Source organism: Halomicrobium sp. HArcht3-1 (assembly GCF_058933345.1).
In genome coordinates, this window is sequence record NZ_JBZYDM010000012.1 from 60287 (window position 1) to 86019 (window position 25733).

A 25733-nucleotide genomic window follows, 5' to 3' on the forward strand; every position below is an offset into this window, starting at 1 on the left:
TTGGCCACAGGAGATCACAGATACCCCAGATATTCGAGGTTGTCGACGAGGTCGTCGTCGAGCGAATCCAGCGGTTCACCCTCCATCTCGGGGAACGTTCGGGTAAGCGTCTCGTCGAGGAGCGCGCGCAGTTCCACCATCGTCTCGTCGGACACGTCATCAGCGAGTGTCTCATCGGGCCGATCGTACACCTCTTCGGTGCCGTCGTAGTACCGCAGATAGGTGTACTCCGCGGTCTTGACGCATTTGATGCCGTTAACGTATCGCCGGAACAGGTCCTCGGGGAGTCGTTCCCGGTAGGGTTCTGCGACGTACTTCTCGGTCGGCCGGCCGCCGGTCTCGGCGAACACCGCAGTTCGTGCCGGTGCATCGAACAGTGACTGACCGCTGAGCGTCGGCGGCGCGTCGACATCACAGATTGAACATAGCGTCGGGAACAGGTCGATGAGCGAAGCCAGATCAGTTCGACTCTCGTCAGGAATTCCCGGCCCGGCCATCACGAGCGGGACGTTGAGTACTTCATCGAAGTAGAACAGGCTAGTGTGTTCCCACAGGCCGTGCTCGCCGAGATACTCGCCGTGGTCTGCGGTGACGACGACGATCGTATCGTTCAGTCGCCCGTCCGCAGAGAGACCGTCGAGGAACCGACTCAGTTCTGCATCGAGGAACTCTAGCGAGGCGCCATACCATGCCCTGAGGATCTCCATCTCCCGTTCCGTGAGCCACTCGTCATCGGCCATGAACTTCGCCATCCCGTGCCCGTGTTGCATCTCTCTGATTCGCTCCATCCGGACGGCCGGATCATCGAACCGTTCCTCGCGGTCCAGCAGTCGTCCGAGGAACTCCCAGCGTGGGCGCTGTAGCTCCGGGGTCCCAGCCGTCTTGTACGGCCGTGGCGGGTCGTAGGGTCGGTGGACCGTCGTAATGTTGGCCATCGTGAAGAACGGCTCCGACAAGCGTCCGTCCATGTAATCGCGTAACACGTCGAACTTGAACCGTGCCTGATCGCCCGGCCCGCGCGTCATCGCCCGCCAGAGGTACCGGACCATCGATTTCCGGATCGTCGGTCGATCGATCGCTTCGCGGACGTATCGGAGTGGCTCCGACGCCCCAGGCACGTCCCGGTAGGATTCGAAGTAGTCGTCGAACCCCCGATGATACCCGAACTGCGAATCCATCTTGCCGGGACCCGCGATCCCGAACGTATCGTACCCCGCCTGACTGAACAACTCGGCGATGTGTGGCTCGTTCTCGGGAATCTCGACCGCGGGGGTCGCGACGCCAGTCTCGGAGGGATACCGGCCAGTGAACAACGCACCGTGTGAGACGGCCGTGTTGTCGGCTACCGAGAACGCGTTCTCGAATAGCGTGCCCCGCTCGGCCAGCGAATCGATCGCTGGGGTCTCAGCTGCGCCACCGTAGGCCGACACGGCGTCGGCTCGCAGTGAGTCGAAGATGAGGAGAACGACGTTCGGTCGCGCGCTCATTGCGAGTGTTTCGGTGAGACCCGGTATGAAGATTACGCCGTCCCTCACTCAGTCAGGAATCTTCGATGACCTGTTGGTTGTACAGTGATGCGTAGCGGCCGCCACTGGTCCGAAGCTCCTCGTGTGTGCCAACTTCGACGACGCGACCGCGGTCCATCGTGACGATTCGGTCTGCACCTTCGATCGTGGATAGTCTATGGGCGACCACGACCAGCATCGTGTCGTTGATCGTCTCGATACCGCGATACACCGCCGCTTCAAGTTCCGCGTCGAGGTGACTCGTCCCCTCGTCTAAGACGATCACGTCACTGTCTTTCAACAGCGCTCGTGCGATGGCGACACGCTGGCGCTGTCCCCCAGAGAGCCTGACACCGTCGTCGCCCAGTTCCGTGTCGAGTCCTTCAGGCAGGTCACAGAGAAACTCCGTCACCTGTGCGATCTCGCAGGCGCGCCGCACCTCGTCTGTCGATGCCGTTCGATTCCCTACTGTCAGATTGTATCGCAACGTCTCGTTGAACACGAACGGCTGTTGCCTGACGACGGCGATCTGATCGCGCCACGCCCGCACGTCGAGGTCGTCGATCGGCGTCCCGTCGGCGCGGATCTCTCCGGAATCTGGTTCGTACAGACGTGCCAGGAGGGAGATGATCGTCGATTTGCCCGCGCCGGAAGAGCCGACGAACGCGACGAACTGGTCGCGAGTGATCCGTAGCGAGACGTCGTCGAGGACAGTCGTCTCACCGTAGGCGAAGGTTACGTCGTCGAACACGACTTCGCTGATCGGTCCGTCGAGCGTCTCGTCGCCAGCTGTCGCCTCCGCGTTCATGCTCAACTCGTCGACGAACGCTCGGGTTCGAACGAGATGCGGGAGATTGGTCTCGATCTGGTAGACGAGGTTGTTGAGCGTACTGACTCGCGGTGCCAGCCGGTACATCGCGAAGAGAAACACGCCGATCCCAGCCAGCGAGAGGTCAGTGAATTGGAGTGCAGCGTAGATGAGGATGAACACCACCAGCGACGAGACCAATTGATAGAAGTTGTTGATCGCGGCCTCGTTGCGGACCGCGCGGACGGTTGCTGTCACCGACCGCGAGATGGCGTCGTCGACGTCGGCCGACATCTCGGGTTCGAGGCCGAACAGCTTCACGTCACGGATCCCTTGCATCCCCGATTGGACGGCCGCCTGGAGTTGTTCGTTCGCCTCTGCGACGCGACTTCCGACGCTGTAGCCTGATTCGACGACCGTCCGGAAGCCGTAGGTAAAGCCACCGAGGACGATCATCGTGCCGACTGCAAGCATCGGTGCCATGTAGAGTGCAATCGCGAGGTAGATCAGACTGATCAGTCCTTCACGAAGCGTCCGGGCGAGTACCTTGATCAGTTTGCCTGCGTTTCGTGACTGGGTGACGATCGCGTTGAGAATCTTGTCAGACCCCTTCTCGTCGAAGTACGCGACGCGCGCTTCGAGAGCACGATCGAACGATTCTGTCTGGAGATGCTGGACGTACTGGGCCTGTAGTATCGACTTCAGCCACGCAACCGCGAAGCTCGCGACGTAGCGGACCACGATTACGACCGCGACGCCAGCGATGATCGTCTCTAGGGTAAAATCGACGCCGAGAAACTCGTAGACCTGCAAGAAGGCGTCGACGATCCCCTGTTCACTCGATGGCGTCCCGCCAGATCTAGCTTGCCTGATGATCGGGATGATGAAGCTGAGTCCGATCCCTTCGAGTACCGCGGCCAGCAGGCTCATGCTGACGATCCCAGCCGTCAATGCAGGCCGAAACAGCGCGAGTTCGACCATCGAACGGAGCTTCCGTCTCCGAGAGAGATCCTTGCTCATCGACGCTCACCGCAGCCACGTTTCCGACATTCGTTTCGGTACTGTTTCAGCCGGCGATATAAGTACTGTTCCTTACCAGTGACTGATGCTGTGCGTACTCGCGGTCGATTGTAACTGCCGTTCAGCAGATCGTCCAGCCACCATCGACCGAGAGGGTATGTCCGGTGACGTAGCGGGCCGCGTCCGAGGCGAGGAATACGACTGCACCGGCGATATCGTCGGGTTCAGCCATCCGACCCAGCGGCGTGTTTCGTTCGTAGTTCTCGACAAACGTCTCGGGATGCCAGTCTTCTTCGACGCCACCCGGGCTGACGGCGTTGACTCTGATCCCCTCACGACCGAGGTACGAGGCCAGATATCGGGTCAGATTCAGGATCCCCGCCTTGATCGTCGCATAACCAGGTGGGCTCACCATATCGGTGCCCTCGTAGATGCTGAAATTCGGTGCTTGCACGCCGTAAGTCGAGCCGAAGTTGATAATTGAACCGCCCGAGTCGTTGGCACGGATCGCCTCGGTTGCGTACTTACTGACGATGAAGTAGCTATTGAGATGAACATCGACGTGTTTACGCCAGTCCTCGACCGAGACGTCTTCGATCGCTTCTCCGTAGTTCTCGTGTTTCGGCCAGGCGCAGTTGACCACTGTGTCGAGACCGCCGTATTCCTCTATCACGCCGTCGAATAGCGTCTCGACATCGTCGGGATCAGTCACGTCCGTCTCGACGAACTCGATATCGTCGTCCGTATCGGCTACCGCACGACCCGCCTCGACCGCCACGTCTGCGACGACTACCGACGCGCCTTGCTCGGCCAGTCGTTGTGAGACAGCCGGCCCGATCAGGCCTGCTCCGCCGACGACTACGACGGTGTGGTCGCTGAGGTCGAAGAGGCTACTCATCGTCTTCCTCAAGCGTATGGTCTTCGAGGTAGTCCATCATGAACTCGACCCAGAGCAAATCGATCTCGCGATCGATGTCGACCGACAGTTCGTCCGGCATCACGTGGACAGTTGTGTGTTCGCCGTGGATGCGATCGGTCGAGAGGAGCCAGTTTCGGTCGTAGGCATAGACACAGGCGTTCATCGAGTACACCGTCGGCGCGTCTTGTCGCCGGACGACCTTCTCTTCGGGCCGTTTCGAAAGGTCAACGTAGCCGTCCTCATCCGGTTCGACCTGATTGAAGTACGGGTTTTTGTCTGCTTCTGAGACGGTGTAGACGTGCTTCGTTCGGTCGGCGTTGAGCAGCTTTTGATAGGTCGCTTCGATGTCTTCGACGCGCCGGAGTGGTGCCGTTGGGTCGAGATCGACGACTACGTCGTAGGTCGTCTCTTCCTGTGCTTCCATGGTCTCGACGGCGTGTTTGATCGCCGGGAGTTTCTCGGCGTATTCGTCGGCCAGCGCTGCCGGCCGCTCGAACGGGGCCTGTGCCCCGTGCTCGCGTGCGACGGCAGCGATCTCGTCGCTGTCGGTCGAGACGACTACGTCGGTGGCTTTCCCCCAGTCGAGGGCGTCCTCGATGGTGTAGGCAAGTAGCGGCTTGCCGTGTACCTCGCGGATGTTCTTTCCGGGAAGCCCGGTCGAGCCGCCGCGAGCGCAGATCGTGACGAGTATCTCCGTCTCAGTCATCAACGGTTCTACTCTGTAGAGCAGTCGCTAATACCTCTTTTGCTTCGTGAACATCGTTAGCACATGGTTCTCTCGTCTCGACGTGCTCCATGAAGTGATCGAGTTGTGCCCGGAAGGCATCGTCGCGTTCGTACTCGAAGGTCCGTGTCTCCTCACCGTCTTGGGTCTCGATCCGAACCGCTCCGTTGGCGATGTCACCGTGGACGACGCCCCGTTCACAGATCACTTCCAGCGTCCGTCTGGTGGTCGGCCGGCAGTAGTCGACGTGGATGTTGCCGATCGTCTCGTCGTCGGTCCGGACGACGACTTCCGCCAGATCTTCGGCCGACACGTCGAGTCTGCTGATCTGCCCGACTTCAGAGCGAACGGACGTAAACGGGCCGAACAGCCACCGTGCATAATCGAACTCGTGGATCAGTTCCAGGACGACTCCGCCACCGAGATCGCGGTGGGCGCTGTAGGACTCGCGATAGTCCTGCTCGGGTCGCCAGTCCGGCAGATAGGAGCCATAGTAGGCCCTGAACGAGTACACGTCGCCGAATGTATCACTCGCGAGTACCGATCGAACCTCCTGCAACACGTCGTTGAACCGTAACTGACAGCCGACGTGGGTTACCAGGTCGTGCTCGTCGACGACACGACACAGCTCCGTCAGTCCGTCGTCGATCCTGTCCGAGAGTGGTTTCTCGACGAATAGATCACACCCGTGTCGTGCGCAGGCCAGTGCCGTCTCGACGTGAAGCCCGGTTGGGTTCGTGATGAACGCGATATCCGGATCTGTCGCCAGTGCAGCGTCCAGACTTTCGTAGGTGGTGACTGGTTCCGGGAGGTCGTAGTCGTGGCCGTCGCCAGTCCGATAGGCGACGAACTCGAACGCCTCGTCGCGTTCGCCCAGCAGTCGAAGGTGTCGCGTCCCGATCGAACCGAGTCCTGTAAAGAGAACCCGCATACTCGCGTCACTGTCGGGACGGGATTAACCGTACCGGTCCGGCCCTCGCGCGCTACTCAAAGATCGGCTTGAGCGCTTCGGCAGCCTGTTTGAATCCCTCGCCTTTGCGCTCGTGGCCGCGCCAGATCTCCGTGATGATCGGGCCGTCGAAGTCGCCAAACACGTCTCCGACCACCTCGAGTTCGAGGTCGCCCTCGCCGATCTGGAGTCCCTCGCCGTCGACACCGGCCGCGTCCGCGACGTGGAGATACTCCGTGTACGGTGCGAGCGTCTCGGCGTGCTCGCGAAAGTCGGTATCGCTGTAGGTACACCAGAGCTTTGCGTGAGAGGTGTCGTAACAGATCCGCTGGCCGGTGCGCTCGCAGTACGCAGCGATCTCGTCGGCCCGCATGAAGTTGTTGTGATACTGCTGGCCGCCGTAGATCCACGGCAGCGGCGGCATATTCTCCAGTAACAACTGGACACCGTCGTCGTCCAGTTCGTTCATGCTTCGTTCGAGCGCCGCGTTCATTTCGGGAACGGCGTCGAGTGTCATGTGGTCCCGTGTGACTCCACCCGGATGGATGATGATCTTTGGCCGCTCGTCGTGGGTGAAGTGGGGTGCGATCGTCTCCCGGGTCAGATCGATCACTCGCTGCATGATCTCGACGCCTTCCCGCCGTCGGTCGTCGTTCCGCGCGCTGAGATCGACCAGCGAGTGACCCTTCTGTTCCGGCGCGTGGATGCCAAGTCGCTTCTGGAACTGTCGGCCCGAGAGAACGGATTCCATATCTGTGTCCAGATCTGCCCCGTTGACCCGGAACTCGTAGACATCGGGATCGCCCCAGTCGTGATCGCCGATATCGGAGAACCGAACGACGACGCCCCAGTTGTCGAGTGTGGTGTCGTACTCCGGCAAGATCGAGTCGTCCACGTCCTCCCACTGCAGGATGGTGTCGCGTTCGAGGTCCCGTTCGGCGGTCTTCCCGACCACGTCGTAGAGATGCTGTGGATTGATCCCCTTTGCCGGGCTCTTGGCCGTCAGGTCTTCCCGAGTCAGTTCGTGGCCGGCAGCGATGTCTCGCGCGGCGACGAGACTCTTCCCGAGTGCGACTCGATTGTTGTACTCGCCCCGGGTCATGTACCGTTGTGGCGTTCCCATGCTTTCTTCGATGTGGCGGATATCGCGGACCAGCTTTCGCAGCCCCGTCGGTTCGAGGCTCGCTGCGTGGTCGGGACCGTCCATCGTCCGGTCGAGCGTGAAGTGGCGCTCGACGACACTACAACCGAGGACACTCGTCGCCTCAGAGACCGCGATGCCACGCTCGTGGCCCGAATACCCCACTGGCACGTCGTATCGCTCTCGCAAGGTGTCGATGTAGCTCAGATTCAGGTTATGGAACGGTGCAGGGTACGTGCTCCGGCAGTGTAACAGCCCGAAATCGACGCCGTGAGATTCGAGGAACTCGACCGTCCGGTCGATCTCTTTTTCCTCTGCCATCCCGGTCGACAGCAGGAGGGGCTTGCCCGTGTTGATCAGTCGTTCGAGGAGGACGAAGTTGGTCAGGTCCGGCGAGCCGACTTTGTACAGCGGGACCGTCATCGTTTCGAGAAAGTCGACGCTGTCAGTGTCCCACGGAGAACAGAGGAAATCGATCCCCTGGTCTTTACAGTAGTCGCTAAGTTCCCGGAACTCGCCGTCGGTCAGCGTGACCTCCTTCAGATTCGAGAGCGTGTACTCGACACCCAGTTCGGCGACCGATGGATCGTCGAGCACGTCTTCAACGTACGTTTCAGCCAACTCTCGCTTCTGGAATTTGATGGCGTCTGCGCCGGAATCGACGGCGATCTCGACCATCTCTTTTGCCGTCTGGAGGCTCCCATTGTGATTGATGCCGGCTTCCGCGATGATGTAGGTGGGGCAATCCTTGCCGATCGTCCGCTCGCCCACAGCCAGATCCATGTCGAAAAGACAGATGCAACTCGCGCTTATATGTTTGCCCTCGATCCGCGAACATCCCTCGACGATGGCTCGTCTGGCCCACCGTAAACATCATGAGTGTGCCCGCTTCACGGGTAGACGATGGCCACGCGTCCGAACGTTCTCTGTCTCTCTATCGATAGCGTCCGTGCCGATGCGATGCCGTTGCACGGTCCCGAGAGCGGACTGACGCCAGCACTGAGTAAATTCGCCGAGGATGGGACCGTCTATACACAGGCGATCAGTCCGTCGATCTGGACGCTCCCGGTCCACACGTCGGTGTTCACCGGACTGTATCCAATGGAGCACCGCCTGCTGGAGAGCGGTGTGTTACTCGGTGACCACCCGACGTTCGCGGAATTACTACGTGAGGAGGGGTACGCGACGCAGGCGTTCTACACTGCTGGCTGGTTCGATCAGGGGGACATCCTCCGGGGCTTCGAGTCGCGCAACGTCCGGGACGAACGCGAGGCGACCAGTCGGCTCGACAAAGAACGCATCAAGGACGTGCTGGGGACGATCTCACCGACACTGCGTGACATCGTCCGCGCGGTGTACAACCACGGAAACGTCGTCTACCGTGGCAATCAGAACGACACTACGACGATCGACCGCGCCGCTGACTGGCACGACACTGTCGAAGAGCCGTTCTGCTCGTTCGTCCACTTGACCGACGTTCACTGGCCCTACCGGACAGCGTTGTCGACGATCCGGCAGTTCAGCGACGCCGGTCACCTCTCGTTGCTGTGGAACCGGATCTACTGGCAGCGCAAGCTGTACAACGAGCGCGACGCGATCTGGGCTGGTGATCTCTCACCACCGGCTGACCAACTCGAACTTATGCGCGAACTGTATCGAGCCTGCGTCTACGCTGCCGACCAGCTCGTCGGCCAATTACTCGATCGACTCGACGCGGCCGGGAAACTGGAGAACACCATCGTCGTCGTCTTCGGCGACCACGGTGACCTCTTCGGCGAGGACGATATCCTCGGCCACCAGTACTCGCTGGCCGACCCACTGATACGCGTTCCGCTGCTCGTCCGCGATCCGACCGATCACCTCGACACCGGCGTTCGGGATGGACCCGTCCAACTCAACGACATCTACCCGACGATCCTCGATATTTGTGATGTCGACTATCCGGAGACCAACAGCATCAGTCTTCTCGCCGAGGAACCACGTGAGAATGCCTTCGTTCATTACAAGTCCAGGGAACGGGCCGACCGGTACAGCCGCGACCAGTACCCACCCGACGAACAGTTCTGTGTTTGGCGCGCCCCCGACGAGAAACTCGTCTGGTATCCCGAGAACGACGAGCGAGCCGGCCCTGCCGGTGACGACGACGAGCTAATGGCGCTCCTGCAGGCGCACTTCGACAGTCTCGAGAAGGTCCCCTCGAAAGGCGAGAGTGAAATAGAAGCGTCCGTGCGTCGAAACCTCCAGCGGATGGGCTACCTCTGAGTGGCTGACTGATCTACGATGTCTCGTCTCTCACAGCTACTCCGCTTTGCCAATCCGTCCGATCTCCGCCGAGCGCTGGCCGACCCCCGGAAAGCAGTCCGGACAGTTCGCGCTATCGCATTCGAACCCGAACCGACGGCACCCGATCCCAGCGCTGATCGTCGCCGTGAGGCACTGAAGAAACTGTTCGACGCAGAACCGGACTCCATCGACGAACTGCTCTGTGAGTTCGAGGACACCGAGACCGCTACACAGATACAGGCGGCCCGCGACACGTTCGCCGACAGACCGTACAGCACCGGCGGCTGGGCGTTCAACGGGCGGACACTCTACGCCCTCGTCAGACTGCTTCGAGCGTCGTCGATCCTCGAAATCGGCGTTGCCAACGGCTTCTCGACGGCCTACCTCTATTCCGGGCTGGCAGCCATCGACGACCCGGCCCGCGTCACGGCCATCGATAGGCCGTTGTTCGAACGTGACGTGCGCGAGCGTCGGGGCAAGCGCGGTCTTGACACTGGTGCATTGATTCCCGACGAGAAGGAAGTGGCGTGGGTCGTCCCCGACGAGTTGCGTCAACGCTTCTGTCTCGACCTCCATATCGGCGACGTGACTCATCGCCTCGGACCAGTCGTCGACGCTTGTGGCCCGTTCGATCTGATCGTCTACCACGCCAGCATGGATCCGGCTGAGATGGAGGCTGCGCTCTCAGAGTCGATCGAAGCGCTAGCGCCGGGGGGTGTCCTCGTCGCAGGCTACGCTCATCGGAACAAGGCGTTCCAGCGAGTCGTCGCCGGCCGCGAGGGGATGGATGCGACAGTCCACACGACAGATCTGTATCGTTCCCCGGTCGCATGACGCCCTCAGTCGCGTCTACAGAGTCGTTCGAGGTGCTCTGTCGTCTGCTCGACTGTCGTCGCCCATGTGTACCGTTCGTCGACGAGGTTGCGACCCGCTCGACCCAGCGACTGGCGCGTCGTGTCGTTCGCCAGTAGTTCGCTGACCGCCTGTGCGAGCGCGTCACAGTCACCGACTGGGACCGACCTCCCGGCCCTGTCGGTGATCTCCCCGAGTTGGTCGAGGTCACTCGTGACGACCGGCGTGCCAGTCGCCAGAGACTCCAGTACGGTTCGTGGGAGACCCTCTGCCTCGCTTGGTAACACCAGCAGATCCGCACCACGGTACAGTGCTGGCATCTCGTCGTAGGGGACCCGGCCCAGTAGTGTCACGGCGTCGTCGAGGTCGCGAGCTTCGATCGTAGCGCGCACCTGTGGCTCCAGTGGGCCGTCACCTGCGATAGTCAAATGAGCGTCGGGGTGTGCTTCGACGACACGCTCCATTGCGGCGACCGCGTCAAGTGGTCGTTTCCCATCGACCAGTCGCCCGACGAACAGGACGTTCTGTCGCGCTGGGTCGAGACATGTGCTTCGATCACCGTCTGGTGAGAATCGACTCGTGTCGATACCGTTCTTGACGACCCCGACCGCTGTCGACACACCAAGATCGCGTAACCGACGCTCGTCCGTCGACGTGTAACAGAACACCAGATCCGCGGCATCGAACGTCCACCGACCAATCGTTCGCAGGTACCACTCGAACACTCGTTTGGGTGCTGACTGTGAGTAGAGTCCGTGGTTCGTGATCGCCAGCGGTGACCCTCCGAACTGTCGCGCCAGCGCTGCCACATTCGTCGAAAAGTACAGATGAGAGTGCGCATGGACCACGTCGAACTCGCCCAGCGCACGGAGTCGTCGAGTGACACCGATCGAGATCGTGTTCCCGAGGATATCGAGCGTCGGCTGACACCTGACGATGGTATACCCTTGGTACGCCTCTCTCCGGGGCCTGTCGCCACGCTCGTCGACGGTCACCACAGTCACGTCGTGGCCGTGAGCAGCCTGGTCTCGACTCATCGCGTGGACGTGGTACGCGCCTCCGCCAGTCACGTCCGGATACGTCTTCTGTGCGACCCGGAGGATACGCATTCAGTCGGGTATCTCTTTCGGGGACGACAAAAACGTCGTCGGTTGTCGCGGTCCGCGACGGTCGGCACAAGCCGTCGTTTCTCTTGTGACAGCCTGCCCTAACGATTACCCCAGAGACACCCTGACAGCCAGTATAGGCCGCTTAGTCGTCGATCTATCACAGGTCCCGGACAGTGCCATTGCGACCGAGGCCGACGCCAACGCTGCCGAGACAGTCCAGCAGGTCGGGCGACTCGGCTTGAACGATTCTAGATCGCCAAACATCACGTGCGGGGCCACACGCTACCCGCTCGTCTCTACCAGGTAAGTCCCTCGTAGACGATCCCGTCCCGTCGGTCGATCGCCCGCCGACCGTCTATCACGACAGGTGTCGCCATCGCGTCGAACGCCTCGTCGAGCCCGGTGATCTCCGGCCAGTCGGTCACGACGAGTGCGGCAGTCGCACCATCGAGCGCCTCGGCCGCACTCGATGCATAGCTGATCTCGGGGAACCGTTCGCGCATGTTGTCTGTCGCGACTGGGTCGTACGCGACGACATCGGCGTCTCGTTCCTGTAGCCCTTCGATGACGGGGATCGCCCGCGAGTTTCGGATATCGTCGGTGCCGGGCTTGAACGCGAGACCGAGGACGGCGACGGGTTCGTCCGCAACGTCGACGTGGGAATCCATCAGCGAGAGCAGGCGACCGGGCTGGCGGTCGTTGACTTCGGTCGCGCCGTCGAGCATCAACGGCTCGTAGCCCTGTGCCCGTGCCGCGGCTCTGATCGCAGCCGTGTCTTTCGGGAAGCAACTGCCGCCCCACCCAAGCCCACTCCGGAGGAACTGTTCGCTGATTCGGTCGTCCAGTCCGATGGCGTCGGCGACTTCGTAGGCGTCGATCCCGTGCTCTTTACAGATGTTCCCGATGTCGTTGATCAGCGAGACCTTGGCGGCGAGAAAGCCGTTGTTGGCGTACTTGATCATCTCTGCCGTGCGCGTGTCCGTCTCGACGACTGGCACGTCGGTCGCGGAGACGAGGGGATCGAAGACCGTGTGCATATCCGCCAGTGCGCGGTCGTCGTCTGCACCGAGGACGACCTTGTCTGGGTCCAGAAAGTCGTGAACGGCAGTCCCTTCCCGGAGGAACTCGGGATTCATGCCGACGCCGAAGCCCTCGCCTGCTGTCTTCCCACTCTTCTCTTCTATAATCGGCGTGATTGTCTCTTCGGTGGTCCCGGGGACGACGGTGCTCTTGACGACGACCGTGTGCCAGTCGTCCGTCTCCCGGAGTGTCTCGCCGAGCTGGGCCGCGCCGGTTTCCATGATTGAGAGGTCGATACTGCCGTCGTCGTTCTGTGGGGTCGGGAGACAGAGGAACGTCGCCTCAGTATCGTGGAGAGCATCGTATTCAGTCGTCGCCTGTAGTCGTCCCGTCCCGTTCTCTCCGGCGTGTTTCTCGACGAGTTCGGGCAGTCTATCTTCGTGGATGGGTGCGGTCCCGCTGTTGATTGTCTCGACGATATCCTCGTCGATGTCGATGTTGACGACCTCGTGACCCAGATCCGCGAAACACGCTGCGATAGTCGTGCCGACGTAGCCGCTCCCGATGACAGAGAGACGCATCTTGACAGGTGATTCGACGGTGTCAGATATGAATGGATCGATCACCGAAACGATTCGCGTTTTTCCGTTGCTCCCGATCGAACGACTGCCCGCTTCGACAAGAGTTTTATCAGACCCACAATGACACAGTGCTATGAAAGCTGTCGTCCTCGCGGCCGGCGAGGGAACACGACTCCGTCCCCTGACTGAAGACAAGCCCAAAGGCATGGTCGAGGTCGCCGGCAAACCGATTCTGACGCACTGTTTCGAACAGCTGATCGACCTCGGCGCTGACGAACTGCTCGTCGTCGTCGGGTACAAGAAGCAAGTGATCATCAATCACTTCGAAGACGAGTTCGACGGTGTTCCGATCACCTATGCCCACCAGCGCGAGCAGAAGGGGCTCGCCCACGCACTGTTGACTGTCGAGGAGCACATCGACGACGACTTCATGTTGATGCTGGGCGACAACATCTTCGAGGCGAATCTTCAGGATGTGGTGAACCGTCAGCATGAAGAACGCGCCGACGCCGCCTTCCTCGTCGAGGAAGTGCCGTGGGAAGAAGCGAGTCGCTACGGCGTTTGTGATACGAACAAGTACGGTGAAATTGTCGAGGTCGTCGAGAAGCCCGAGGACCCGCCGTCGAATCTGGTGATGACCGGCTTCTACACGTTCACGCCGGCGATATTTCATGCGTGTCACCTCGTCCAGCCCTCGAATCGTGACGAATATGAGATCAGTGATGCGGTGGACCTACTGTTGCACTCTGGACGGACGATCGATGCGATCCGGATGGACGGCTGGCGCAACGACATCGGATACCCTGAGGACCGCGACGAGGCCGAGAAGCGCCTCCAGGGAGAAGTCGACCCCGAACTGGCTGCTGACGCACTCAGTGCTGCCGAGGGCGAATAAGGGACTTTAGTTTTCGAACCGGTCGTCGGCCGAGGCTTCCCCTCACGGATCTGTATATTGCTGACTGTACCGACAAGAAATGCCTCTAGTCGACTGGCGAAGACACCTTTCCTATGAGATCGACTGGGCGGTCTTCGTTTATAAGTGCGACAGTCAAACCGGGCCAAACCCAACCTTGGAGATTCTGGCCGGTAGTAAGAGAAAGAAGCATCACATTCGTTCCTAGAAACCCGGTTTTGCGAGGCATCGCTGCGCGTGGCGCAGTCGGACGCTCTGAGATGGTCGAATTCGGGCATCTAAGCGGGTGGTCGTTTCGAGCAGATTCATACGTCTCACATCCCAGACTACTTCCAGGGTTAGGCAAAACCACCAGACGTGACTAAACTTGGACGCCCTTTTCGACACCCATTATCAGAACCTTGTCTGTTATCGCCGTCCCTCGACGAACCGAAATCGGGCTTTCGTAGACGCCAGCGCCCCCCTCGTCTACGATCACCGATGATCAACGCTTTGCACGAAGCCCCCGGTTCACCCCTTCCTAGTCGCCATTGTCCTCACAACACAGCACCACTTCCGGGGCGATTTTCCAAGGTTGGGAATTACTGCTGTCACCGCGTAGTTTCGGATGTACCCAGGGGTCAAAGAGGGGTGTGACAGGCTTTTGCTCGGTCACCCTAGAGTCATTGCCTGGCCACCCAACGCCACCGACAGGTCCCACCGCCGATGAAACAATTCCCGTCGATCCCGCGCAGCGAAGCTGCACCAGATGACCTCCTTCGAGAGGGGCACCTCTGGCTCCTCGAAAAAGTCGACGGAGCGAATTTCCGATTCCAACTACAGTCCTCTGGCCTCCTTCGCTTCGGCGATCGAAGCCGCGTCTACGACGATCCCGACGACATACCAGACCCGCACCAACACGCTGTCCGTCACGTCCAGACCAATCTTGACCGAGAGGCACTCAGACACGCCGTCGACGATGTCGAAACGATTACTTTCTTCGGCGAGGCGATGCACCACCACACCATCGAGTACGACTGGGAGCGAACACCCTCGTTTCTGGGCTTCGACGTGTGGTCTGACGAGACTGGGAGATTCCTCCCACCCGATCGAGTCGAACAGATATTCGACCGACTCGGCTTTCAGATGGTTCCAGTCATCGAGCGTGAATGGCCGGCGAAATACTTCGATCCGACTTCGTACGAGATTCCCAATTCACAGTTCTATAATGGACCAGCAGAGGGAGTCATCATCACGAACAAGCGCGGCCAGCGCGCGAAACTCCTTCATCCAGAGTTTCAGGAAGTCGACGATACCGTCCCGGTCGAGGCCGACGCAGACGAACTAGCAAAGCGGTATGCGACGAAGCGTCGCTTCGAGAAACTCGCAGCGAAACTCGACGATCGCGACCAGCCAGTTACGTTCGAGCGACTGTACGACCGCGTCCTCGAAGACATCGTTCGCGAAGAACACAAGCGACTCTTTCACGGGAGCGACCCAATCGATATGAGCGCATTTCGCTCCGAAGTGGCTGGTCTGACACGGGCCTATCTGGACGAGTAGTGTTCGTCCCTCACGAGACGAATGCTTCAACAGTCTGCTCAAAGATTCTCATCAGTTCTGGAACGGCTGGAGTGTCTGCGAATATCCGCTACTGAGTCTGTGTTGATGCAAGGACTCGTGTCAGATAGGCCTGCCTCCAGAGGAGCCAGCCGCCGAAACTGACCGCGAACAAGCCGAGAAGAGTGAGTCCGACGGCGCTCCAGTTTGTCGTTTCGAGAGCGCAAGCCAGCGTTTCACGCGCACACGACCCGAACAACTCCTGTGTGAATGCTCCGATGTACACCAGTCCCAGTCCACTGATGAGAAAGCCGATGCCGATCAGCTTCTTCCGTGTGACTTCCCGAGCAGTAGGCGGGTTGGCGAGTATCGCTTCTCGCACGTCTGTTCGCGGTCCGGCCAGTTGTGAGAAAACGGCTGCTCCGAGCAAAAAGAGAGCCGCGGGTGCGAGAAGGAATCCGATGGACATCATCCCGATCAGTGACAGTCCCGTCAACAGGAGTGCGCCTACCCAGACGAGGGGTGTCCGATTCGTCCACGCGCCAATCCCACCGACAATGGCGAAGATGACGCTGAGGGAAATTATCACGGCAAAGAATACGTCTGCAAGTGGATTTGGAAGCAGGAGCAACACAACGGCGATGCTGGCAGCAAGGACGGCAAGTACGCTCAGGAGACGACTGGCGGTCTCACTTGTGACGGAGTATGATGTTGGACTCTTGATTTTATCGTGTCTCCGTACTGTTGTCGGTCAGATGGATGGTCTGTCTACTGAACCAGATGGAGGGCATGGTCGACACTACCGCGAGAGGTGTTGTAACGCTACCTCCTGTCTTTCTCGACACCCCCTGTCACCGTGACTCTGCACTTCCAGATCGAGGACTAATTGAAGGCCCTAATAGAGTCATTTCTCTCAGGAACACAGAGCGGGTGTCAGTGATTAGATAATAGATCAAACAACGAGAAAATTTATTACTAGGTGGTGTGGCCCATCTACTGGACCCGACCGAGCACCGCTGACACACGCTCTCGTTCCCCCCACCCTCTTCCGGGTCCCCGTTTTCGAAGCATGATACCAGAGATCGCACGTCTTCGGAGCGCTATCTGAGAGAACTGTGCGCACGTGGCAGTAGTTTGATTGGCTGAGAGTCAGAGGTATGACCATGGTACAGGACGACCTCGCTGCTCGGTTTCAGACACTCCATCGACAACTGAACCGACTCCCAGAGACGAAAGAACCACCACCGACGACCCTCCAGCTTCTTGGCCGAAGCCGAAAAGAGGGCGATTGGCAGCGCTACCTCGCCTATTTCCTCTCCCCGGATGCACCTCATGGTATTGAGCACGCTATCGTTGAGAGATTCCTCGCGGGACTGACCGAGCGTGACGACATCGACTTCGAGTTCTCACGATTCGACCTGGACGAGATTCAGGTCGCGACGGAAGTCCCGGTCCCGGACGGTAGACTCGACCTCATCATCTGGTCTGGTGAGGAATGGTTCATCTTCTGTGAACTGAAGGTCGATTCGGCAGAAGGCGATGGCCAGACACGGAAGTATTCGGACGTGGACTCGTTCGGCGGTATCGATATCGATCCAACAGATGTTCCGGAGCAACGCCGACACTATCTCTATATTACGCCCGACGGAACAGAACCAGAATCGGACGAATTCACCCCGATCGAATGGTCGTGGATCGCCACGCAGTTGCGAACCGTCCGGGCATCAGACTATGGCAGCTATCCCGCGCGGACCACAGAACAGTTAGACGACTTTATCGATACAATCGAGACCGAACTCACCATGACTGACTACGAGCAAAACGAGAGCGCAAAGGCGGGACTGTACGTCGACCATTACGACGATATCGCGACAGTACAGCAGGCATTTGAGAACGAGTGGACCGACCTCATCGACACCTGGGGACGACAGCTTGCAGCCGTCATCGATGGCGCCGAAGTCGTTGAGACAGCCCACGAGCTTCCCCCAGTTCCGGAGGATGACGTGTTGCTTTCCCTGCCCGACGGCGATGACAGACAGCGCTACTGGCTATGCCGACAGGGGAACGGCGACTGGGCGTGGTTCTTCCCGACCGACTGGTGGACCGATTTGGGTACCAACGAGCCGATCTATCGGAACGAGAGCCCGAATGCACGCGTCGGATTCTTGCATCGCCCAACTACTGATCGGGACACGGTGCTCGGTGACCACGAAGTGACGTTCTATCTCCGGAATGCCCCGTCGGGGAACGATGCGTTCTATCCACGATTTGCAGAACGATTCAATTCGAACGATGCGGTCCGGAGTGCTCTCCCCGAAAACGCTGAGCGGCCCGGACGGAAATCTAACGTTCTCGAGGCGACCTACGAAATCGATCTCAACGCAGCCGATAGCCTCTTTGAGGGGTATATTGCTGCGCTCGCAACGGCTGTCAACGAGCACATCGTCTCGAATACTGCTCTGGTCGACGAGATCGATGAGATATATATGGAGACGTTGGAAGCGGTCCTCGACATTCGCGCTGCGTAGTCTTTGTTAGCTGAATCCCTCCAGATACGGTCACAACGGCCCGTCTCGGTACGTATACTGGAAACGCGCTCTGTACTCAGCACAGTCCTCTCAAACCTCTTGACTGAAGGGTTCACCAGAGCCTTCCAATCTGGCTCCCATCTCCCGCAGACGCCTCTTCTAAACTACGCTGCGTCGTCCACGAGATCCCGCATTTGCTCGACCGTATAGAACCCCGTACAGCCCGGTTCGTCGATCTTGAATTGACTCACTGGCGTGCTCTCTGCATACGTCTTCTCGACTCTTGGCTCCCCTTCCAGTGGATCATTGAGTGCCCCGAGAATCTCGTGGCCCTCCGAGTGAGATATCGTGACCCAGAGCGCTTCGTCAGGGTCACAGGCGGCCATCTTATCGAAGTCCTCTGGGGCAGCCCGACGGAGGTCGTGATTGATGCGTTCGGCCTCGATGGTCACCCGGACCGACCCATCGTCGTCAAGTCCGACCACGTCGATGCGACTTCGATTGTACTCATTTACGTCTTCTTGCAGCTCGTCGGAATCCGTGCCCATAGCACTTGCAGCCGAGACAGCAGTGTCATTCCCGTCCATCTCGTAGTAGGGAACAACTGTGACCACTGGCGAGTCCTCATCTTCGACGTAGTATTTGACCAGATACAGTCTGGCGACCTCGACGGCGAGGACGTGCTGGCTCGTTTCTTCTAAGTCACCTACACCGTGGCCATAATCCACGCCCTTGCGATACTGCTCGCCGATCTCTGAGCGACCCGCCGGGGTCACTGAGTAAAGACGCTGCGGTCGCTCCGTATCATGTGTCAGGAGTCCGTCGTCGACGAGGTCTTCGATGGCCTCACTCTCGACATCGACGTACTCCTGAAGCCGGATCATCGAATCGTGGAGCAGATCGTACTCCAGGGAGTCATAGCGAAGTTGCTGGGCATTGTACACTGCCTGGAGGAACATCAACTGACCGTCCGAATACTCCGAGACCTTTCGCTCCTCGTTCGAGAGTTTGAGGTTCAACTCACACACCGGAATGTCGTCGCTGGCCGTCTCTTCGAGTGACCCACAGCACTCGATTGCCCGGCGCATCCCCTCGATATCGGGATCATACTGGCTGTTGCACTTCCTGCAGCGAAGCCCGTGGATCGACTGCACGTACCCAACACTCGGGGCATCCGATTCGTATGTGGGAGGGCACTGTCGACGCGTTCCATCCCGACATCGTCGTCCTCCTCGTCTTCGGTCTCAGCAGGCGATGGTTCGACCAACTCCAGCCCGTACTTCGTTTTCGTGCGCTCGATGAGATCGTCGTACTCCGCACTGAACGCAGCCAGTTGCGGCTCATCGGTGATGGTTGGGGCTGGTTCGAGCGACTGGAGCAAGAATGGTCGCGGTTCGGTCCAGCCAAATTCTGCGGGCAGGGAGACGAACCACTCACCCCGCGAGAGCAATCGAAGACGATTCCCAACCTCGCGTTTCGGCATGGCTTCGGTCGCCAGGCGCTTCGTGAGATCGTCATCGATGGCGACGTTCCCGGTCACGACCGTCGAGACGTTGTTCAGGACCTCCTTGTAGGCGCGTTCGCTTTGATCGCGCAACTGGGCAGGGAACTGCATCGACAGCGTCATCGAACAGCCAAAGCCACGTGACTCGGCTAGGAGGTCGGACATGAGATCCGTCACTGCAAGCGAGGCAGCCTCTTCGATGTAGACGTTCACAAGGGGGAGATCGGGCTCCTCGTTGAGGCTGTGTAATTCGCCATTCTTCTTGGCTCGGCGCTTCAGCGCCGACCAGAGGTTCGACAGCATCACCAGGGCAAGCGCTCGCTGGGCACTCGATCGAAGGCCACCCGTATCGAGGATGATCACCACGTCCTCATCGAGGAACTGCTCGAAATCGAAGTACGGGTCATCGTGATCGGTATCGCCCTCATCGGCGTGGTTGCTGAACCCGTTACCATCAATCTGCTCTGGGACGTGATTGAACACCCGCGCAAGGCGGGGATTGATCGGGATTTTCTCGATCCGGTTTGCGACCCCCTGCATGATCTCATCGAAGGTTCTCGGACGATTGGCAACGACACCAGCAAGCATCCGTTCGAGATCGCTATCAGAGACGGGTGGGGCACTCTGGCGGTCGTGCATCCGCTGGACTGCCGTGTGCAGGTCGCGATGACCAAAGGCGTCCGACCCACTCACGGGATCGAACAACGCTTTCGCGAGATAGCGAATGATATCGGGTGAGCGGACGGCCTGTGAGAACTGCTCTGGACCCATGACCTGTGCGAGGATCTCGATATAGTGATCGACCCGATCCTGGACAGCGGACGTTCGTGAGAGTCCCGCTTCGAGATCGGGTCGGATATCGAAAAACGAGAGCGCGGGCAGGAGGTCGGTACAGTCGAAATACAGGACGTTCTCGATGGTCCCGAACGCCTCGTAGTGGGCTTTGAGATAGTCGAGAGGGAAGCCATCGCCTTTCGGCGCAAAGACGATGTCGGCCCCGTCTGTGGCCGCGTGATTGGGCAGAATTGCATTGGTCGATCCGGTTGTCTTGCCTGCGCCAGTCCGGCCGAACCAGACTAAATGGAGTGTCTGTAGGTTAGGTGGGAGCGAGATCGGGGTCGGGTCGACCACATTGTTTTCGGTGAGTGGGTAGCCAAGCGTCATGCCCTCTGTCTGGTAGTTCCTGAGTGTCGACGTTGGTGGACGCGCAATTGCCGTGCGTTCCTCGGGGGTGACTTCGAGTGCTCGCGTTGCGCTCGTGGGGAGTGCAGCCCCATCAACGAGGCAAAACGAGGCGAGTTCGCTCAGATCGGCGAGGATCGCCTTCGTGGTGTTGCTCGTGAGTGGGAGTTTCGAGGAGAGTGATGGGTACGGTGAGTAGGTGGTACGTTCGACGGCGTCGTTGGCGAGACGCTCTGGGTCGTCTGTGACCGTTCCTGTGATCTCGTAGAAGGGACCACTCACCGGAGCGAAGACACTGGTGAGTTCCTGTGCAAGTGCGTTGGGGTCCTCGCCGTGGTCGCTTACACAGATCGCTCTGGCGGTGATCGAAACGCAGTGGCGCGGGTCTCTGGTGTCGAGTGCGTCGTATCGTTCTTGGTCGATATTGCGGTGTTTATCATCATCGTCAGGACTCCCGACGAGAACGGTGAGGAGTTGCTCGCCGATCGTATCATGAGCTGTTTCGAGGGCGAGACGACGATCGTTTCGTGTGTCACTCCAGTCGGGTTGGGCCTCAATGAGCGCCTGGTACGCAATTGTGGCGTCTGTCTGGGCCATCGTCGTGACGAGCGTCCCAAGGGGAATACGTGGAGTGTCCTCACTCTGGAACTCGTCGAATTTGGTGAGCCCGAGTTGCCAGTCGTTCTGGCGTGTGGGTGTTGCTCGGTACTCGACGGCGGCGAGTTCTCGTGTGGTGGCTGTCTCAGGATCGTCTGTCGAGTGGGCAATACTCTGCAGTGGCTCACACTGTTTCCGTGTCAGATCGTAGCTTTCGGGAAAGAGTGTGCGTGCGATCGTTCGGAGTGATTCGAAGTGTTCTGTGGGCGTGATCCCGAGATAGCATTCGACGGTATCGTGGTGGCTACAGAGAAGCACCTCCAGTGTCGCGTCGGTACTCGCAAGCGTTCGATGGAGTCGGCGAAATTGGGTTTCGAGCTGGGCGGGATCGAGTCCGTCCGGTCCGATCTGGACGGCGAGGTATGGCTTTGTGTTTGTCGGTGAAACGGGGAGTGAATCGGAGTCTTGTGGTGTCTCTGACATTTCGATGTAGGTGAGTGGTGGTGAGTCTCGATGGGTGGTGTATAAGCTTCTCCATCGCTTCGCCGTGTGGTGGTTTTTCGGCCTATGAGTAGTACGTGAATGGTGTGTTTGGTATCGGAAAGAGAGGGCTAGCGGTGGTGTGAACAGAGTGGCTGAAATCCTCCAAGGTTGGCGGTAGCAGCGTTCTGACTAAGGTTGGAAAATAGGGTTGGGTGATTATGTGGGCAATCGTAGAGGATGAGTGGTTCTGGCATTTGTCAGGAAAGCCCCCGATCGGTTGTAGGTCCGGGACTCGCCGCGCGCCTCGCTCACTGGCGTTCGCTTCGGTGCTTTCGTCGTCCGGGACCCACCGAGCGACCGGCCCCTTTCGATCCCACCCGGGTGATTTGTTTCGGTGGTTGTCGTTTCTCTGTCCAGTAGTCGAAGAAATGGGTGAGGACTCTCTGTCAAAAGAGTTCCAGCAGATCTGATGGCTCAAACAACGAGAGGTCGTCACGGTCGTCTGCAACGGCTCGGAGTTCCTCGGTGAATCCCTGTTTCGAGAACAGTGCGTATTCGACGGTGCGCTCACGTCCGCGCCAGCGAACTTCTGGTTCGAGTGCTTCGAGGCCATCGAACAAACCTGTTCCAACTGCATCTGTCGTCCACTTGCACTCCCCAAGCAAGAGTGTCTCAGTCTGTTCGTTGACGCCAGCGATGTCGATCTCCATCTCGTCGTACCACCAGCGGCCGACTCGCGCACAGTCGATGGGGAACGACGGTGTCCGGACAGCCTGTCGGCAGACCTCCTCGAACGTCCAACTGACGTGAGTAGACAACGTCTCCACGATAGACCGACGAACAGGCTCTGTATGGCCCTGTTCGAGCGTCGATCGATTCGGCATGACGTATCGAAACCAGAATCGGAGATACTGATCGGTCAGTCGATACACACCGCGGCCATCAGGATCGGTAACCGGTGTTTCCCGTTCTACCAGGGCGAGTTCGCCCAGGTTCTTCAGGTATCGCGAGATGCTACTGGCGTCCCGTCCAATCTCGTTGGCAATTTCGGTGACGCGACTCGCACCACCCGCGATGGCTTCGAGGATCGCCATGTACGTCGCCGGCTCTCTGAGTTCCTGGCGGAGTAAGAACTCTGGTTCTTCGTAGAGGAACGCCCCCTTCGAGAGGATCTGGCGTTCGATGTTGGTCATCAGATCTGCGTCGCTGTCGAACTGCTCGAGATATGCTGGGATACCGCCGACGACACTGTAGTTTTCGACGAGCGTTTCGGCATCGGATGTCGGATAGAAGCCTGCTGCATCGCCAAGCGTCATCGGCTCAAGTTGCCATTGGCCGGTTTGTCGTCCATAGAGCGGACTGTCGTAACTCAACACGCCCTCTTCCATCATCGAGATCGAAGAGCCAAGCAAGACGAGCGAGATCTCCGTTCCAGAGAGCGTCTCGTCGACGATCGTCTGGAAGATGGATGGGATGCTTTCGTCCTCTTCGACGAGATACGAGAACTCGTCCAGCGCAACGACACATGGCCCGTCGACACGGTTCGTGAGATACTCGAAGACATCGTCGAAGCCATCGACGGCTGGTGTCACGTCGTCCAACTCTTCAGCACAGCGTTGTCCAAACGCTCGTGCGTTCGGTGTTGACCCACGCTGATCGCAGAGATAGTAGACTGAAGGGATTGTAAGTTCATCGAGGACGTACGTAACGAGCGTCGTTTTCCCGACTCTGCGCCGCCCATACAGAACCAGTACCTCTCGCTCGTCACTCCGGAGGCGTGTCGTGAGCCACTCCCGTTCCGCATCCCGATCAATCATTATGCACGAGATAATATGATCCTCTGCATAATAAGCCTATGTCTCAGCGCCAACCCACGGAGTGGGAACACTTCTGTTCGGTACTTTTCCCCCCACTCCTCCGGCTCTCGGAGGTTGCCGGGACGGCCGTCGTCTGACGAGAACGAATAGAATTGGGTGTCCATTCTCAGCAAACGACCTTCTGTTCAGATTGGCCTGAGAATCTTGCGCTCTCCGAATATGGTGTTTCTACTTTTCCAACCGCAGCTACTCACTCTCTGTACACCAGTCTCCAATGTTGGTAGATCCCATCGCCAATCTCGACGACGTCCTCGACGATGACGGAGATCGAACCCCCATCTTCGTAGTAGGAGAGGTCGCCCTTGATCGCGACTTGCATCCCGTCGTTGAGGTCGACGTTGACTGTGGAACGACGGAAACCAAAGAGTACGCCAGTGGATGGTCGGATCCTCGTGGACCAGATCGAAGTGGGTATGCCCGCTTGAGGAGACGCCACAATCCGAAACGTCGCTAATGAGGTAGTCGAAGTGGAGTTCGTCGGCAGCCTCGACGACTGTGGCGATGTCGTCGTTAAGCGTATCGACGAACGTGACTGCGTCAGTGTCCAGTCGCTCCCGGAGGGCTTCGAGGGAGTGTTCGCCTCCTAGTTCCGTCCCTATTCGCTCGCAGAGTGGGTGGACGAATACTAAAGGGCTCGTGTTCTCGTGGGTGGAGTACACCACAGGATGAATCAGCGTTCACCCGTGCATGCGTTACAGCTTGCTCATGTTACTGGACGTGTTGCAACGGACCCACACCACTGTGTCCGCAGTTTTTCCGCGCATGCGCCTCCCTCACTCGTATCGATAGAGGGGTTGTATCTCTCGCGAGAAGGTATACCAAGTAGCACAACATGGCAATATGTCTTAATGGCTGTTCACGTCCTCTCTGCTTATGGCGATTCGAAATGGCAACTACCGAAGAGCAGATAGTCAACGGTGTTGATGTCTCGGGACTTGAGGACGCTGTCGAAGCGATTAGTGACGACCACAGTGTTGGGAATTTCACGTTCCGGGCCGAAACAGCGTGGGAGAACGCACTCAAGTCGGTGACGACGATCGACGAATTCGATCAAGCCGGCGAGACAATCCACACTCGGGAATTCACGCTGGAGGGCGATGAACCCGAGCAGATCCTCGGAGAGCGGACCGGGCCGAACGCTGTCGAACTTCTGCTTGGGGCGCTTGGATCGTGCTTGAGCGTGGGCTATGCAGCAAATGCCGTTCACATGGGGATTGAGCTTGAAGAACTCCGATTCGAGATGGAAGGTGACGTCGACCTTAGAGGGTTCCTCGGGATCTCCGAGAACGTCCGTCCCGGCTATGAATCGATCACTTGCACGGCCTACGTGAAGGCCGATGCAACTGAACAGGAACTCACGAAACTCCGCGAACGTGTCGAGTCGACCTCACCACTGGTCGATTCGATCAAGAACGAAGTTCCGCTCGAAACCCGCATGGTCGCCGAATGACGCCATTCTGGCGGCGACGGCATTCTTTCTGTTCGAATCGAGATTGAGGAGAGAGATCCTCCATCCGCATTACCATCTCTGAAAGTGATTGTGGATGTATACGAAGACCGTCCTGTACATTCGTCTTGAGCTGTCTCCGTCACGCCCTCTGCAATCTCTCGTTACACGCTGAAGGGCTGTCAAAAATTTGGATGACGCACTGACTGGATCGAGAATGCTCTTACACTGATTAGTAGAGTGTACCTCCGTTAGGAACGTTCTTTTCGGGGGTGACAAGGACGGGATTGCCATCCTCACCGGGCACACCGACTGTCAGTGCTTCGGACTTGAAGCCCGCAATGCGGACCGATCCGAGGTTCGTTGCACAGAGGACCTGCCTCCCAACGAGGTCATCAGGAGCGTGGTGATAGCCCAGTTGGGCTGCTGATTGGAAGGAGTCTTCGTCCGATTCCAGCCAGAGCTTGACCATCTCTGGTTTCTCTGCTTCGGGGAACGGTTCTGCCTTCTTAACTTCGGCAACGCGGATCTCGACATCGAAGGGATTCTCGCTCATGCAGAGGACAATGTCTGTGATCTGCATAACTTGAGGAGGTGGTTGTATCTCTAGAATTAGGGATTGGTGTGCCTTGTTGAATCCACAGATGGCGTAGCGATCACTCCTTGATGGCTTGTTCGAGGTTGTAAACGGCGACGGTGAGCACAAGTTCTCTGAATTCGCGGTACCAAGCGCTCGGCCCGACAGCGGATCC

19 protein-coding genes are annotated in these 25733 nt (G+C 58.8%); 6 read left to right on the forward strand and 13 right to left on the reverse strand.

The features are described 5' to 3' along the window. Nucleotides 1-14: 14 nt before the first annotated feature. From AC5FRW_RS17215 to AC5FRW_RS17240, 6 genes are all read right to left on the reverse strand, one after another. Nucleotides 15-1487, reverse strand: coding sequence for a sulfatase family protein (locus AC5FRW_RS17215; RefSeq protein WP_493569696.1), 1473 nt, complete (start codon nucleotides 1485-1487; stop codon nucleotides 15-17). Between the two features lie 52 nt (nucleotides 1488-1539). Further along, the gene (locus tag AC5FRW_RS17220; RefSeq protein ID WP_493569697.1) at nucleotides 1540-3333 is read right to left on the reverse strand and encodes an ABC transporter ATP-binding protein; all 1794 of its coding nucleotides are present in this window, start codon (nucleotides 3331-3333) and stop codon (nucleotides 1540-1542) included. A 121-nt stretch (nucleotides 3334-3454) separates the two neighbouring features. Continuing rightward, nucleotides 3455-4231, reverse strand: a complete 777-nt coding sequence (locus tag AC5FRW_RS17225) for an SDR family oxidoreductase (RefSeq protein ID WP_493569698.1) — start codon at nucleotides 4229-4231, stop codon at nucleotides 3455-3457. After that, nucleotides 4224-4958, reverse strand: a complete 735-nt coding sequence (locus tag AC5FRW_RS17230) for an acylneuraminate cytidylyltransferase family protein (RefSeq protein WP_493569699.1) — start codon at nucleotides 4956-4958, stop codon at nucleotides 4224-4226. The genes AC5FRW_RS17225 and AC5FRW_RS17230 overlap by 8 nt, the downstream gene beginning before the upstream one ends. Then, complete coding sequence (locus tag AC5FRW_RS17235; protein ID WP_493569700.1) at nucleotides 4951-5907, reverse strand: Gfo/Idh/MocA family protein; 957 nt, start codon at nucleotides 5905-5907, stop codon at nucleotides 4951-4953. Before AC5FRW_RS17235 ends, AC5FRW_RS17230 begins: the two co-directional genes overlap by 8 nt. A gap of 52 nt (nucleotides 5908-5959) precedes the next feature. Continuing rightward, nucleotides 5960-7849: an N-acetylneuraminate synthase family protein gene (locus AC5FRW_RS17240; protein WP_493569701.1), complete on the reverse strand. Its 1890-nt coding sequence runs from the start codon at nucleotides 7847-7849 to the stop codon at nucleotides 5960-5962. A gap of 120 nt (nucleotides 7850-7969) precedes the next feature. Between AC5FRW_RS17240 and AC5FRW_RS17245 the strand changes: the two genes are divergently transcribed. Beyond that, nucleotides 7970-9328, forward strand: a complete 1359-nt coding sequence (locus AC5FRW_RS17245; protein ID WP_493569702.1) for a sulfatase — start codon at nucleotides 7970-7972, stop codon at nucleotides 9326-9328. An 18-nt stretch (nucleotides 9329-9346) separates the two neighbouring features. Beyond that, on the forward strand, nucleotides 9347-10183 hold the full coding sequence (locus AC5FRW_RS17250; protein WP_493569703.1) for a class I SAM-dependent methyltransferase: 837 nt from the start codon (nucleotides 9347-9349) through the stop codon (nucleotides 10181-10183). A 5-nt stretch (nucleotides 10184-10188) separates the two neighbouring features. Here AC5FRW_RS17250 and AC5FRW_RS17255 read toward each other — a convergent pair whose 3' ends face one another. Together AC5FRW_RS17255 and aglM are read right to left on the reverse strand one after the other, a co-directional pair. Next, complete coding sequence (locus AC5FRW_RS17255; RefSeq protein ID WP_493569704.1) at nucleotides 10189-11310, reverse strand: glycosyltransferase family 4 protein; 1122 nt, start codon at nucleotides 11308-11310, stop codon at nucleotides 10189-10191. A 296-nt stretch (nucleotides 11311-11606) separates the two neighbouring features. Further along, complete coding sequence (gene aglM, locus AC5FRW_RS17260) at nucleotides 11607-12911, reverse strand: UDP-glucose 6-dehydrogenase AglM (RefSeq protein WP_493569705.1); 1305 nt, start codon at nucleotides 12909-12911, stop codon at nucleotides 11607-11609. A 133-nt stretch (nucleotides 12912-13044) separates the two neighbouring features. Here aglM and aglF point away from each other — a divergent pair, with 133 nt between their 5' ends. Both aglF and AC5FRW_RS17270 read left to right on the forward strand, forming a co-directional pair. Further along, nucleotides 13045-13806, forward strand: coding sequence for a UTP--glucose-1-phosphate uridylyltransferase AglF (aglF, locus tag AC5FRW_RS17265; protein WP_493569706.1), 762 nt, complete (start codon nucleotides 13045-13047; stop codon nucleotides 13804-13806). A gap of 723 nt (nucleotides 13807-14529) precedes the next feature. Then, the gene (locus AC5FRW_RS17270; RefSeq protein ID WP_493569707.1) at nucleotides 14530-15366 is read left to right on the forward strand and encodes an RNA ligase family protein; all 837 of its coding nucleotides are present in this window, start codon (nucleotides 14530-14532) and stop codon (nucleotides 15364-15366) included. A gap of 88 nt (nucleotides 15367-15454) precedes the next feature. On the opposite strand, the gene AC5FRW_RS17275 is transcribed toward AC5FRW_RS17270, so the two are convergent. Beyond that, a complete protein-coding gene (locus AC5FRW_RS17275; RefSeq protein ID WP_493569708.1) occupies nucleotides 15455-15997 on the reverse strand; it encodes a hypothetical protein in 543 nt (180 codons plus the stop codon). A 529-nt stretch (nucleotides 15998-16526) separates the two neighbouring features. Here AC5FRW_RS17275 and AC5FRW_RS17280 point away from each other — a divergent pair. Continuing rightward, nucleotides 16527-17891 carry a PD-(D/E)XK nuclease family protein gene (locus tag AC5FRW_RS17280; protein ID WP_493569714.1) on the forward strand — a complete coding sequence of 455 codons (1365 nt, stop codon included), beginning with the start codon at nucleotides 16527-16529 and terminating at the stop codon, nucleotides 17889-17891. A 164-nt stretch (nucleotides 17892-18055) separates the two neighbouring features. Here the strand turns inward: AC5FRW_RS17280 and AC5FRW_RS17285 are convergent, their stop codons facing one another. The 3 genes from AC5FRW_RS17285 to AC5FRW_RS17295 form a co-directional block, all read right to left on the reverse strand. Then, nucleotides 18056-18979: a hypothetical protein gene (locus tag AC5FRW_RS17285; RefSeq protein ID WP_493569709.1), complete on the reverse strand. Its 924-nt coding sequence runs from the start codon at nucleotides 18977-18979 to the stop codon at nucleotides 18056-18058. Then, nucleotides 18907-21657: a type IV secretory system conjugative DNA transfer family protein gene (locus AC5FRW_RS17290; RefSeq protein WP_493569710.1), complete on the reverse strand. Its 2751-nt coding sequence runs from the start codon at nucleotides 21655-21657 to the stop codon at nucleotides 18907-18909. Before AC5FRW_RS17290 ends, AC5FRW_RS17285 begins: the two co-directional genes overlap by 73 nt. Nucleotides 21658-22103: 446 nt before the next feature. Continuing rightward, nucleotides 22104-23474, reverse strand: a complete 1371-nt coding sequence (locus tag AC5FRW_RS17295) for an ATP-binding protein (RefSeq protein WP_493569711.1) — start codon at nucleotides 23472-23474, stop codon at nucleotides 22104-22106. A gap of 946 nt (nucleotides 23475-24420) precedes the next feature. Here AC5FRW_RS17295 and AC5FRW_RS17300 point away from each other — a divergent pair. Then, on the forward strand, nucleotides 24421-24984 hold the full coding sequence (locus AC5FRW_RS17300; protein WP_493569712.1) for an OsmC family protein: 564 nt from the start codon (nucleotides 24421-24423) through the stop codon (nucleotides 24982-24984). Nucleotides 24985-25213: 229 nt separating this feature from the next. Here AC5FRW_RS17300 and AC5FRW_RS17305 read toward each other — a convergent pair whose 3' ends face one another. Beyond that, nucleotides 25214-25537 (reverse strand): tRNA-binding protein, encoded by a 324-nt coding sequence (locus tag AC5FRW_RS17305; protein ID WP_493569713.1) that lies wholly within the window; start codon nucleotides 25535-25537, stop codon nucleotides 25214-25216. Nucleotides 25538-25733: the final 196 nt, after the last annotated feature.